Source organism: Pseudomonas sp. NPDC007930, from assembly GCF_042958985.1.
Lineage (GTDB): Bacteria > Pseudomonadota > Gammaproteobacteria > Pseudomonadales > Pseudomonadaceae > Aquipseudomonas.
Genome location: NZ_JBIBKC010000001.1, coordinates 447,260 through 460,623 on the forward strand (window position 1 = coordinate 447,260; position 13,364 = coordinate 460,623).

Sequence of the window (13,364 nt, forward strand, 5' to 3'; positions counted from 1 at the left end):
TCCAAGCTGAGAGTCGCCCGGCGTTCATGGCTTCTTCGACCCCCACGTTGTTGCGTCACCACCGGCCTTTCATGGCGTTCTGGCTGGCCCGCGTTTGCACCGCCAGTGCCTTCCAGATGCTCACCGTGGCCATCGGCTGGCACCTCTACCAACTCACCAACAGCGTGCTGGACCTCGGCCTGGTCGGGCTGGTGGAGTTTGCCCCGCGGGTGCTGTTCATGCTGCACACCGGCCACGTGGCCGACCGCTACGACCGCCGCCGGGTGGCCGCCATTTGCCAGGCACTGCAAGGCCTGGTGGCGCTGACGCTGGTGATCTGCAGCCTGAGCGACAGCGTGTCGCGCAACCTGATCTTCCTCATGGCCTTCTGCCTGGGCGCTGCCCGGGCCTTCGAGATGCCCACCACCCAGGCGTTGCTGCCGAACATCGTGCCGCCGGGGCTGTTTCCGCGGGCGGTGGCGGCCTCGGCCTCGGCAATGCAGACCGCGACCATCGTCGCCCCGGCCGCCGGCGGCTTTCTCTATGCCTTCGGCAGCACCTGGGTGTATGGCCCGTCGGTGCTGCTGTACGTGCTGGCGCTGAGCCTGGTCAGCACCCTGCCGGCGCGCCAGCCGGCCAACCAGGTGGGCAAGGCCACCCTGCAATCGCTGCTGGCGGGGATTCACTTCATCCGCAGCCGGCCAGACATCCTCGGCGCCATCTCGCTGGACTTGTTCGCCGTGCTGCTGGGCGGCGCCACCGCGCTGCTGCCGGTGTTCGCCCGCGACATCCTGCTCACTGGCCCTTGGGGCCTGGGCATGCTGCGCTCGGCGCCGGCGGTGGGCGCGCTGTTGATGTCGTTCTGGCTGGCGCGCTTCCCGATCGAGCGAAAGGTCGGCCGCACCATGTTCGCCGGCGTGGCGGTGTTCGGCGTGGCAACCATCGCCTTTGGCCTGTCCACCTCGTTCTGGTTCTCGCTGGCGGTGCTGGCGGTACTGGGCGCGGCCGACATGATCAGCATGGTGATCCGCGGCGCCTTCGTGCAGTTGGAAACCCCGGATGAAATGCGCGGCCGGGTCAGCGCGGTGAACGGGCTGTTCATCGGTGCCTCGAACCAGCTCGGCGAGTTCGAGTCCGGCGCCACCGCGCACTGGTTCGGCACGGTGCCGGCGGTGGTGCTGGGCGGCCTTGGCACCCTGGTGGTGTGCGGCACCTGGATGAAGCTGTTCCCCACCCTGGCCAAGCGTGACCACATGCATCGCCAGGTTTGAAGGCCCATCGCCCGGCACAGCCGGAGTGCCGGACCACGGCCTCCCACCAGTTTTGTGTAAGCCATTGATTTTGGGCTCAACACAGACCCCGTGGGAGGCCGGCTGTGCCGGGCGATAGGCCCTGAAGCTCATGCACAAATTCAGCAGAGCTCACAGATTGATCCCCACCATGAAGCCCTGAAATCGCTTAAGTGAACAGCACTCCGGCTGTGCCGGGCAATTGGCCCTACACGCCCCCCGGCAATAGCTGCCCCTACCCCCAACTGGTATCATGCGCGGCTTTTTCGCCCCGGCCCCTAGGCTGTGCTTAGCTTGCCGGGCGCGATTCCTCTTTTGATTGCCGGAGAGCCAGGCATGCTGGAAAGGCTGTTCCACCTCAAGGCGCACAACACCAACGTGCGCACCGAAATCCTCGCGGGGGTGACCACCTTCCTCGCCATGGCCTACATCCTCTTCGTCAACCCGAGCATCCTCGGCGCCACCGGCATGGACAAGGGCGCGGTGTTCGTCGCCACCTGCCTGGCCGCCGCCATCGGCTCCGCGGTAATGGGCCTGATCGCCAACTACCCGATCGCCCTCGCCCCCGGCATGGGCCTCAACGCCTTCTTCACCTACACCGTGGTCCTGCACATGGGCCACAGTTGGCAAACCGCCCTGGGCGCGGTGTTCCTCTCCGCCGTGTGCTTCTTTTTATTGTCGGTGTTCAAGATCCGCGAGTGGATCGTCAACAGCATCCCACTGCCCCTGCGCAGCGCCATCGCCGCCGGCATTGGCTTGTTCCTGGCACTGATCGCCCTGCAAAATGCCGGCATCGTGGTGGATAACCCGGCCACCCTGGTCGGCCTCGGCGACCTCAAGCAACCCGGCGCCCTTCTCGCCGTGCTCGGCTTTGTGCTGATCGTCGGCCTCGAGGCGCTGAAGGTGCGCGGCGCGGTGCTGATCGGCATCCTCGCGGTCACCGTGGTGTCGATCCTGCTCGGCGTCAGCGCCTTTGGCGGCCTGGTGTCGATGCCGCCGTCGCTGGCGCCGACCTTCCTGCAGTTGGACATCGCCGGGGCGCTGAACATCGGCCTGGTCAGCGTGATCTTCGCCTTCCTCTTCGTTGACCTGTTCGACAACTCCGGCACCCTCATCGGCGTGGCCAAGCGCGCCGGGCTGATGAGCAAAGACGGCCACATGCCGAAAATGGGCCGTGCGCTGATCGCCGACTCCACCGCCGCCATGGCCGGCTCGCTGCTCGGCACCTCGACCACCACCAGCTACATCGAATCGGCCGCCGGCGTGAGCGCCGGCGGGCGCACCGGGCTGACCGCCATCGTGGTCGCCGTGTTGTTCTTGCTGGCGCTGTTCTTCGCCCCGCTGGCCGGCAGCGTGCCCGCCTTCGCCACCGCCCCGGCGCTGCTGTTCGTGGCCGTGCTGATGACCTCGGGCCTGGCTGAAATCAACTGGGACGACATCACCGAGGCCGCACCGGTGGTGGTCACCGCCCTGGCGATGCCGTTCACCTATTCGATCGCCAACGGCATCGCCTTTGGCTTCATCGCCTGGACCGCGATGAAACTCGCCAGCGGCCGCACCCGCGACCTCAACCCGGCGCTGGTGATCCTCTCGTTGTTGTTCGTGGTCAAGCTGGGGTGGTTCAACGCATGAGTGCTGTAAACCCGGCGGACTACCGCCGCCAACTCGACGAAAAAACCGCGCGCCTGGCCGAGCTGCTGGCGCCGTTCGCTGCGCCTGCCCCGCAGGTGTTCGACTCGCCGCGCGAGCACTACCGCCTGCGCGCCGAGTTCCGCCTGTGGCGCGAGGCCGGCCAACAGCATTACGCGATGTTCGCCCCGGGCGAGAAACGCGTGCCGATCCTGATCGAGCAGTTCCCGATCGCCAGCGAGCAGGTCAACGCGCTGATGCCGCGCCTGAAGGCCGCCTGGCAGGCCGATGCGGCCCTGGGCCATAAGCTGTTCCAGGTGGAGTTCCTCACCACCCTGGCCGGCGATGGCCTGGTGACCCTGTGCTACCACCGCCCGCTCGACGCCGCCTGGGAACAGGCCGCGCAGCAACTGGCGGCCGAGCTGGGGGTGAGCGTGATCGGCCGCTCCAAAGGCAAGCGCCTGGTGGTGGGCCGCGACTACGCGGTCGAAACCCTCGAGGTGGCCGGCCGCCCATTCACCTACCGCCAGCCCGAAGGCGCCTTCACCCAGCCCAACGGCCAGGTGTGCGGCAAAATGCTCAATTGGGCCTTCGAAGCCCTGGGCGAGCGCGACGACGACCTGCTCGAGCTGTACTGCGGCAATGGCAACTTCACCCTGCCGCTGGCCACCCGTGTGCGCCAGGTACTGGCCACCGAGATCAGCAAGACCAGCGTGAACGCCGCCCTGCATAACCTGGCCCACAACGGGGTCGAGAACGTCACCCTGGTGCGCCTCTCGGCCGAGGAACTGACCCAGGCGCTGAACAAGGTGCGGCCGTTCCGCCGCCTTGAAGGCATCGACTTGGACAGCTACGCCTTCGGCACGATCTTCGTCGACCCGCCGCGCGCCGGGATGGACCCAGACACCTGCGAGCTGGCGCGGCGCTTCGAGCGCATTCTGTACATCTCGTGCAACCCGGAAACCCTGGCGGCGAACATCAGCCAACTGCACGACACCCACCGCATCGAGCGCTGTGCATTGTTTGACCAATTTCCCTACACGCACCACATGGAAGCCGGCGTGATGCTGGTCCGCCGCTAACGTTTTTTTCACAAACGCCTCACTAATCCACAACCTGCGGCGCCCCATGCTCCCGGCCACTTTCCGAAGCGGCCAGGAGCCACACCCATGCAGGGCATCGCCATCGCCCACCGTCGTCGCCTACCCCTGGCCATCGCCGCGGTGTTGCTGTTGGCCGCGTTGGCCGGCGCCGGGCTGGCCACCCTGCGCCACCACCCGCATGCCGCCGCCCCAGTGGCCAGCGCCGCGGTGCCGGCGCCGGCCCACCTGCAATGGGCCAAACCGGTCGACGCCTCGTTCAACCTGTTCCAGATGAGCCCCACGCTGTACCGCAGCGCCCTACCCGCCGCACAAAATGCCAGCACGGTCGACGGCCTGGGCGTGCGCACGGTGATTAGCTTCATCAAAGACGACGACCACGACTGGGCGAAGAACCCCCACCTGCAGTTGCTCAGCCAGCCGATGCACGCGGACCGCGTCACCGACGACGAGATCCTCCAAGCGCTGCGCAGCGTGCGCGCAGCCGAGGCCCAGGGCCCGGTGCTGATGCACTGCAAGCACGGCAACAACCGCACCGGCATCGTCGCCGCCCTGTACCGCATCGTGCTGCAGGGCTGGAGCCGCCAGCAGGCGCTCGATGAAATGCTGCAAAACGGCTTTGGCAGCGAAGACGACATGACCGAGGCCATGGCCTACGTGCGCCACGCTGATACCGCCGCCATCAGCCAGGCCCTGGCCAGCGGCGCGCCGTGCGCGCATAACTGGTCGATGTGCAGCGTGAAAAGCCACCTCGGCATGCTGTAGTGGCGGTAATTGCTCTGAGGGGGGCGCCAATGAGATACTGCTGCGATTGTGAACCCCTCTCAAATAGCCATGCCTCATCCGTCCCCCCGCGTGCTGCTGGTCGAAGACGACCCCCAACTGTGCACGGCCCTCGGCGACCATTTGCTGCGCCGCGGCTTTGCCTTGCGCCACTGCAGTGACGGTGCCCAGGGCCTGGCCCTGGCGCTGGCCGGCGGCCACGACCTGGTGTTGCTCGACATCCTTCTGCCAGGCCTCGGCGGCCTCGACGTGTTGCGCCAATTGCGCGCCGCGCGGGCGGTGCCGGTGATTTTGATGTCCGCCCTGGGCGCCGAGCAAGACCGCATCACTGGCTTCACCCAGGGCGCCGACGACTACCTGCCCAAGCCCTTCAGCCTTGCCGAACTGGACGCGCGGATGGACGCCCTGCTGCGCCGCGTGGCCCTGGACCGCGCGCGCCCGGCGCCGCCGGCGCTGGGCCTGGTGTTCGACGAGCAGGCCCAGGACGTAAGCTACCAAGGCCGCGCCGCCGACCTCACCAGCTCCGAATACCGCCTGCTGTGTGTGCTGCGCGACCACCTCGACAGTGCCCTGAGCAAACCGTTTCTGTATCAGCATGTGCTGCACCGGCCCTATACTCGGCTCGACCGTGGCCTGGACGTGCACGTGTGCAACCTGCGGCGCAAACTCACCCACCTGGGCCGCGGCGACATCCAGCTGCAGGCCATCCGCAGCCAGGGTTACCTGTTAAGCCTGAGGCCCACCCCGTGAAATGGCGCCATTCCCTGCTGTGGAAACTCGCATTGCTGCAAGTGGCGTGCTGCCTGTTGCTGGCCTGGCTGCTGTGGAGCTGGGGGCTGGAGGTAGAACGCAGCACCTACTTTTTATCGCGCCCCGACCGCCAATACCTGGCCGACTACGCCGCCGAAGCCGAAGACGTCTGGGACCACCAGGGCGCGCCGGGGCTGGAGCGCTGGCGGCGCGAAGTGCAGGCCCGCGAGCACACCTGGGCGGTGGTGCTCGGCCCGCGCCTGCAAAGCCTCACCGCCACCCCGTTGCGCGACGAGGAAATGGCCCACCTGACCTTCATGCGCAAGCTCGACTGGCCCATGAGCAAACGCCTGCAGGATGAACTGCCGTTCGTGAGCATCGACTTCCCACGCCACCCCGAAGACGGCCGCCTGGTGATGCAACTGCCCGAGCGCCTGCTGCCCAGCGGGGTCACCCTCAACACCTACGCCCTCACCCACGCGGTGGTGCCGGCGCTGCTCGCGCTGCTGCTGGGCATCTTGCTCTATCGCCTATTGGTGGCGCCGCTGGCGGAACTGCGCGAACGCGCCAATGCCCTGCGCGCCGACCACCTCGACGGCCTCGGCGACGGCGGCCTGGCCATGCGCCGCGACGAGTTGGGTGAACTGGCCCGGGCCTTCGACCACATGACGACCCGCGTGCGCCAGGGCCTGGCCCAGCAACGCCAGTTGCTGCGCACCCTTAGCCATGAGATTCGCACCCCACTGGCGCGCCTGCGCATCGCCGGCGACAGCCCGATCGGCGAGCAGGCGCTGCGCGACCGCCTGGGGGTGGAGGTCGACAACATGCAGCGGCTGGTCGACGACTCGCTCAACCTCGCCTGGCTCGATACCGAGCGCCCGCAATTGCTGGCCGAGCCGGTGGTGGTGGCGTCGGTGTGGGAGGCGCTGGTCAGCGACGCCTGCTTCGAACAGGGCTGGAGCGGCGAACGCCTGCCCTGCCTGCTCGATGAACACTGCGTGGTGCAGGTGCACCTTGACAGCTTCGCCCAGGCCCTGGAAAACCTTCTGCGCAATGCCATGCGCCATTCGCCCGCGGCGGGCAAGGTCACCCTGGCCGGTGAGCGCGAGGGCGAGTACTGGCACCTGCGCGTGACCGATCAGGGCCCCGGCGTACCCGAGGCAGACCTGGAGCGGATCTTCGAGCCCTACCTGCGCCTGAGCGGCACCCCAGGGCAAGGTTTTGGCCTGGGCCTGAGCATCGCGCGCAAGGCCATCACCCTGCAGGGCGGAGAACTGTGGGCCAGCGTTGCGGAGCGGGGGCTGTGCATGCACATGCGCTTGCGGGCGGGCGTTGCTGCCTGAGCCCGGGCAAAGGGCCGGCAAGAACGGTTAAGAAAGTTAATGCGCTTTACTCTCAATTAGCATTCATTATCATCCGTGATCGCCATGGCCATGCGCTATCGCAGGCCCGCCGTTCTGGAGATGAACATGCTGCCCCGCTTGCCCGCCCCTGCTCTGCTCTCACTGCTGGTGTCCAGCGCCGCCCTGGCCATGGGCAGTGCCCACGCCGCCGACGACACCGCCGCCAAACCGGCCGCCGCGCCGGTGGTCGAGCTGGACAGCTCGAACATCGTCGCCACCGCCGAGCAAGAGACCAAGCAAGCCCCGGGCGTGTCGATCATCACCGCCGAAGACATTAAGAAGCGCCCGCCGGTGAACGACCTCTCCGAACTGATCCGCACCATGCCCGGGGTGAACCTGACCGGTAACTCCACCAGCGGCCAGCGCGGCAACAACCGGCAGATCGACATCCGCGGCATGGGCCCGGAAAACACCCTGATCCTGATCGACGGCAAGCCGGTCACCAGCCGCAGCTCGGTGCGTTACGGCTGGCGCGGCGAGCGCGACAGCCGCGGTGACACCAACTGGGTGCCGGCCGACATGATCGAGCGCATCGAGGTGATCCGCGGCCCGGCCGCGGCGCGCTATGGCAACGGCGCGGCCGGTGGGGTGGTGAACATCATCACCAAAAAACCCACCCAGGAAACCCATGGCTCGGCCACCGTGTACACCGCGTTCCCCCAGCACAAGGACGAAGGCGCGACCAAGCGCATGGACTTCGGCCTCTCCGGCGCGCTGGCCGAGAACCTCACCTACCGCCTGTACGGCAACGTCGCCAAAACCGATTCCGACGATTGGGACATCAACAGCGGCCATGAGTCGGCCCGCACCGGCACCCAGGCCGGCACCTTGCCCGCCGGCCGGGAAGGGGTGCGCAACAAAGACGTGAACGGCCTGCTGAGCTGGAAGCTCAGCCCCGAGCAAACCCTTGAGCTCGAAGCCGGCTTCAGCCGCCAGGGCAACATCTACACCGGCGACACCCAGAACACCAACTCCAACACCTACGTGAAGAGCATGCTGGGCCACGAAACCAACATCCTTTATCGCAACACCTGGGCGCTGACCCACCGCGGCGAGTGGGACTGGGGCAACTCGCTGGCCTACCTGCAATACGAAAAAACCCGCAACCGCCGCCTCAACGAAGGCCTGGCTGGCGGCACCGAAGGGATTTTCAGCAACACCGACTTCTACACCACCGAGCTGCGCAGCCTGACCGCCCACGGCGAAGTGAACGTGCCGCTGCGCTGGGGCGGCCTGGACCAGACCATGACCCTGGGCACCGAGTGGGTGGAGCAGAAGGTCACCGACCCGCTCGCCGTGACCCAGGCCACCACCGCCGGCGGCACGGTCGGCGGCATCGCCGCCAGCGGCCGCAGTGACTCCACCGAGGCGCACATTGCCTCGCTGTTCGCCGAAGACAACATCGAACTGCGCGAGGGCACCATGCTCACCCCCGCGCTGCGCTTCGACCACCATGACATCGTCGGCGACAACTGGAGCCCGGGGCTTAACCTGTCGCAGGTACTGACCAGCACCCTCACCCTGAAAGCCGGCATCGCCCGCGCCTACAAAGCGCCGAACCTGTACCAGCTCAACCCCAACTACCTGCTGTATTCCAATGGCCAGGGCTGCTACGGGCAAACCACCTCCTGCTACCTGCAGGGTAACGCCGACCTCCAGGCCGAAACCTCGGTCAACAAAGAGCTGGGCATCGAGTACAAGCATGACGATGTGGTCGCCGGCCTGACCTACTTCCGCAACGACTACAAGAACAAGATCGAGTCCGGCATGGAGCCGGTCGGCACCGCCAGCGGTGGCAGCGGCACCACCGCCAACGCCTCGGTGTTCAAATGGGAAAACGTACCCAAGGCACTGGTCGAGGGGCTGGAAGGCAACTTCAGCATGGACCTGGCGCACAACCTGAAGTGGAGCAACAACCTCACCTACATGCTGCAGTCGAAAAACAAGGAAACCGGCGACGTGTTGTCGGTCACGCCCAAATACACCGTCAACTCCATGCTCGACTGGCAAACCACCGACAAGCTCTCGCTGCAGCTCACGGTGGCTTACTACGGCAAGCAGAAGCCGAAGAAATACGACTACCACGGCAACCGCGTGACCGGCACCGCCAACCAGGAAGTCGCGCCCTATGCGCTGGTCGGCACCAGCGGCACCTACCAGTTGACCAAAAACCTCAGCCTCACGGCCGGCATCGACAACCTGTTCGACAAGCGCCATTGGCGTGAAGGCAACGCCCAGGGTGTGAATGGCATCGAAGGCGCGGGCGCGGCCACCTACAACGAGTCGGGCCGGACCTTCTTCACCAGCGTGAGCGCGTCGTTCTGATGGGCGCCCTGCACACCCTGATGGCCGCCGCCGGGCTCGCGCTCGCCGGTGCCTGCCTGGCCGCGCCGCCAGCCGGCCAGGCGATGGACACCGCGCTGCTGCAGCGCCACGACCTTGCCTACCGCTTTGAAAGCTTTACCCTCGACTCGGCCGATGCCCAGCGCCATTACCAGGTGTGGGTTGGCGTGCCGGAGCAGGCGCCGCCAAAAGCCGGCTACCCGGTGCTGTACATGCTCGACGGCAATGCCGCCTTCGACGGCCTCAGCCCAGAGCTGCTCAACAGCCTTGACCACGGCCAGGCGCCGCTGCTGGTGGCGCTGGGGTACGCCGGCGGGCAGCGCATCGACCGCGCCGCGCGCACCTTCGACTACACCCCGGCGCGCCCCAGCGGGGCCCAGCAAGACCCCATGACCGGCGAGCGCAGCGGCGGCGCCGAGGCGTTTTTGGCGCTGCTGCAACAGCAGGTGGCCCCGGCGGTGGCCGCCATCGCCCCGGCCGACCCACAGCGCCAGGCCTTGTGGGGGCACTCCTACGGCGGGCTGTTCACGCTGTACGTATTGCTCAACCACCCGCAAGCGTTCGCGGTGTACGCCGCGGCCAGCCCGTCGCTGTGGTGGGCGCCCGGGCTGGTCAACACGCAAAGCCAGGGCCTGGCCGAGCGGCTCGGTGGCCCGCGCCAACTGTGGCTGATGAAGGGCGAGGCGGAGCCGGCACGGCCGCGGCCGAACCTGCCGCCGCCGGTGGAAGCCGCCGACAGCCTGGCCAAGCAACTGGCCAGCGTGCCCGGGTTGGCGGTGCGCTACCAAAGCTTCCCGGGGTTGAACCACGGGCCCATGCTGCCGGCCTCCTTGCGGCAAACCTTGCAGTGGCTGAACACACCCGGCCAATGGTGACAAACGGGCTATCCTTTTTTTACATATTTTTGACCATTGGGTCATTAGCGTGCGGGCCGTCGCCTGCGGCCCCGCCCTATGTAATAGAAGGTCCCACCGTTAATGCTCCAGCGCCTTCCCCCGCTTAGCCCCAACCGTATGGTCATGCTGTTCGCCGCCCTGCTGGTAGCGTTCTACAACGTTGCCGCCTGGGGGGCGCTGGCCTCGTTGGTCGAACTGGCCGGCGCCAAGCGCGTGCTATTCGAAGCCTCGTTCGCGGTGCTGCTGTGGGCGGCGTTCTGTTTGATCCTGCTGCCGTTCTCGTTCCGCCCGCTGCTGCGCCCGGCGATCAGCCTGGTGGCGATCACCGCCGCGCTGGCGGCGTACTTCATGAACGATTACGGCGTGGCCATCGACCGGGTGATGATGCAGAACGTGATGGAAACCGACCCCGGTGAAGTCAGCGCCCTGCTCAGCGGAAAAATGCTCGCCTATGTGCTAGTGCTCGGCGTGTTGCCGGCCGTGCTGGCGTGGGTCTGGCCAGTGCGTTACCGGCGCTTTTTGCACGGGCTGCTGACCAAGCTGGCGCTGGCCTTCACCGCGCTGGTGCTGTTGCTGGCCGCGGTGGGCAGCTTTTACTCCACTTACGCGCCGATCTTCCGCCAGGAAGATAAACTCACCCACTTCATCAACCCCACCAACTACCTCTACGCCAGCGCCAAGACCGCCTCGGAAAAACTCGCGATCAAGCGCGACACGGTGGTGCAGCCGATCGGCCAGGACGCCCAGCGCGTGGCCCATGGCGAACGCAAAAAGCTGATGATCTTCGTGGTCGGCGAAACCGCCCGCGCCGACCACTTCGCGCTCAATGGCTACGACCGCCCGACCAACCCCGAACTCAGCCAACTGGATGTACTGAACTTCACCCAGGTGCACTCGTGCGGCACCTCTACGGCGGTGTCGGTGCCGTGCATGTTCTCGATGTTCGGCCGCCACGACTACAGCGACAAAAAGGGCAAAACCTACCAGAACGTGCTCGATGTGCTGCAACGTACCGGCATGAAAGTGCTGTGGCTGGAGAACAACAGCGACTGCAAGGGCGTGTGCCTGCGCGTGCCCAACCAGGACATCCCGAAAACCCAGCCCAGCCCGTTCTGCGACGGCAAGCGCTGCCTCGATGAATCGCTGCTGGTGGGCCTGGGCAACTACATCGACACCCTCGATGACGACAGCATCATCGTGCTGCACTCCGACGGCAGCCACGGCCCGGAATACTACGACCGCTACCCGCCGGACCAAGCAGCCTTCACCCCGGTTTGCCACACCAACCAACTGGGCAGTTGCAGCCAGCAGGCGCTGGTGAACGTGTACGACAACACCCTTCACTACACTGACCACTTCCTGGCCCAGGTGGTGGCGCTGCTCAAGCAGAAGCAACAGCGCTTCGACACGGCGATGTGGTACGTGTCCGATCACGGCGAGTCGCTGGGCGAAAACGGCGTGTACCTGCATGCCGCGCCCTACTCCATCGCCCCCGAAGCGCAAACCCATGTGCCGATGGTGCTGTGGTTCGGCCAGGGCAGCCTGAGCGATGCCGGGGTCAACCGTACCTGCCTGCAGGGCGAACAAAGCCAGGCTGGGCTGAGCCACGACAACGTGTTCCACTCGCTGCTGGGTTGGTTCGCTGTTCGCACCGATCTTTACCAGCAGGGGCTGGATATTTTCAACGGCTGCCGCCAGGGAGGCTAAGCTAGGCGGGTTCCCCCTTGGTTGTACCCGCAAGGACTGCCCATGCCCGCCACGCTTTCCCCGCAACGCTCGCGCCTGATGGCGCTGTTGGTCGCTGCTGCCTTCTTCATGGAAAACCTCGACGCCACGGTCATCGTCACGGCCCTGCCAGACATGGCCGCCAGCTTTGGCGTGGCTGCCGTCGACCTCAACGTGGGCATTACCGCCTATGTGCTGACGCTGGCGGTGTTCATCCCCGCCAGCGGCTGGATCGCCGAGCGCTTTGGCCACCGCCGAGTGTTCATGGCCGCGTTGCTGACCTTCACCGTGGCCTCGATGCTCTGCGGCGTGGCCCAGTCACTGCCGCAGTTCGTCGCCGCGCGGGTGTTGCAAGGCATCGGCGGGGCAATGATGGTGCCGGTGGGGCGCCTGGCGGTGCTGCAGAACACCGAGAAAAAAGACCTGCTCACCGCCATCGCCTTCATCACCTGGCCGGGGCTGGTGGCACCGGTGCTCGGGCCGCCGCTGGGCGGGCTGATCACCAGCATGGCGTCGTGGCACTGGATTTTCCTGCTCAATGTGCCGCTGGGGCTGGCGGCCATGGCGCTCACGCTGAAGCTGATGCCGGCCGGGCTGGGCAGCGGCCAGGCGCGGCCGTTCGACTGGCTGGGCTTTGTGCTGTGCGCCGCCACCTGCGCCGGCCTGCTGCACGCCCTCGACGAACTCGGCCAGGCGCCGGGGCGCTGGCAGCCCTATGCGCTGCTGGTGGCCAGCGCGCTGCTGGGCGGCTGGATGACCTGGCACCTGCTGCGCCACCCCACCCCGCTGCTGCGGCTGGAAGCGATCAAGGTCAAAACCTACCAGGTGGTGTTCAACGGCGGCTCGCTGTTCCGCGCAATGGTCAGCGCCCACCCGTTCGTGCTGCCGTTGATGTTCCAACTGGGCTTTGGCTGGAGCCCGGTCAACTCGGGGCTGCTGGTACTCTGCCTGTTCGCCGGCAACATCGGCATGAAACCCATGACCAACTGGGTGCTGCGCACCCAGGGCTTCCGCCGCACGCTGATCGGCAGCAGCCTGGTACTCACGGCCATGACCTTCGCCTGCGCGGCGATGACGCCCGCCACCCCCTGGTGGCTGATGGCGCCGGTGCTGGTGGTGTCGGGCATGGCCCGCTCGATGGGCTTTACCGCCTACAGCAGCCTGGCCTTCGCCGACATGCCAGCGCCGCTGATGAGCTCGGCCAATACCCTGTTCAGCATGACCCAACAGCTGGCCTTCGGCCTCGGCGTGGCGCTGGCGGTGATCTTCCTGCGCGGCGCCCAGGCAGCCTTGGGCGTAGACGAACACGCCCTGGCCGGCTACCACCTGGCCTTCGTGCTGATCGCGGTAATGACCCTGGCGTCGATGCTCGACCTGCTGCGCTTGCCGAGCGATGCCGGGGCGCAGGTGTCTGGGCATGCGGTCAAGCGGCCTTGAGGGCCCTTCGCCCGGCACAGCCGGCCTCCC

10 protein-coding genes are annotated in these 13,364 nt (G+C 66.7%); all 10 read left to right on the plus strand.

Translation table 11 applies throughout. The annotated features are described in order from the left end of the window. Positions 1-26: 26 nt before the first annotated feature. On the plus strand, positions 27-1,250 hold the full coding sequence (locus tag ACFZCE_RS02090; RefSeq protein ID WP_390935603.1) for an MFS transporter: 1,224 nt from the start codon (positions 27-29) through the stop codon (positions 1,248-1,250). A 354-nt stretch (positions 1,251-1,604) separates the two neighbouring features. Then, entirely contained in the window at positions 1,605-2,900 is a 1,296-nt protein-coding gene (locus ACFZCE_RS02095) for a solute carrier family 23 protein (RefSeq protein ID WP_390935605.1), read from the plus strand. After that, positions 2,897-3,979, plus strand: coding sequence for a tRNA (uridine(54)-C5)-methyltransferase TrmA (trmA, locus tag ACFZCE_RS02100; RefSeq protein ID WP_390935607.1), 1,083 nt, complete (start codon positions 2,897-2,899; stop codon positions 3,977-3,979). The genes ACFZCE_RS02095 and trmA overlap by 4 nt, the downstream gene beginning before the upstream one ends. 87 nt (positions 3,980-4,066) lie before the next feature. Continuing rightward, positions 4,067-4,762, plus strand: a complete 696-nt coding sequence (locus ACFZCE_RS02105) for a dual specificity protein phosphatase family protein (RefSeq protein ID WP_390935609.1) — start codon at positions 4,067-4,069, stop codon at positions 4,760-4,762. Positions 4,763-4,831: 69 nt separating this feature from the next. Beyond that, entirely contained in the window at positions 4,832-5,530 is a 699-nt protein-coding gene (locus ACFZCE_RS02110; protein ID WP_390935611.1) for a response regulator, read from the plus strand. Continuing rightward, positions 5,527-6,873 (plus strand): histidine kinase sensor domain-containing protein, encoded by a 1,347-nt coding sequence (locus ACFZCE_RS02115; RefSeq protein ID WP_390935613.1) that lies wholly within the window; start codon positions 5,527-5,529, stop codon positions 6,871-6,873. The genes ACFZCE_RS02110 and ACFZCE_RS02115 overlap by 4 nt, the downstream gene beginning before the upstream one ends. Before the next feature lie 126 nt (positions 6,874-6,999). After that, complete coding sequence (locus tag ACFZCE_RS02120; protein ID WP_390935615.1) at positions 7,000-9,258, plus strand: FepA family TonB-dependent siderophore receptor; 2,259 nt, start codon at positions 7,000-7,002, stop codon at positions 9,256-9,258. Then, positions 9,258-10,151 carry an alpha/beta hydrolase-fold protein gene (locus tag ACFZCE_RS02125; RefSeq protein WP_390935617.1) on the plus strand — a complete coding sequence of 298 codons (894 nt, stop codon included), beginning with the start codon at positions 9,258-9,260 and terminating at the stop codon, positions 10,149-10,151. Before ACFZCE_RS02120 ends, ACFZCE_RS02125 begins: the two co-directional genes overlap by 1 nt. A gap of 102 nt (positions 10,152-10,253) precedes the next feature. Beyond that, complete coding sequence (locus ACFZCE_RS02130; RefSeq protein ID WP_390935619.1) at positions 10,254-11,879, plus strand: phosphoethanolamine--lipid A transferase; 1,626 nt, start codon at positions 10,254-10,256, stop codon at positions 11,877-11,879. A 42-nt stretch (positions 11,880-11,921) separates the two neighbouring features. Beyond that, positions 11,922-13,334 carry an MFS transporter gene (locus ACFZCE_RS02135; protein WP_390935621.1) on the plus strand — a complete coding sequence of 471 codons (1,413 nt, stop codon included), beginning with the start codon at positions 11,922-11,924 and terminating at the stop codon, positions 13,332-13,334. Positions 13,335-13,364 lie beyond the last annotated feature (30 nt).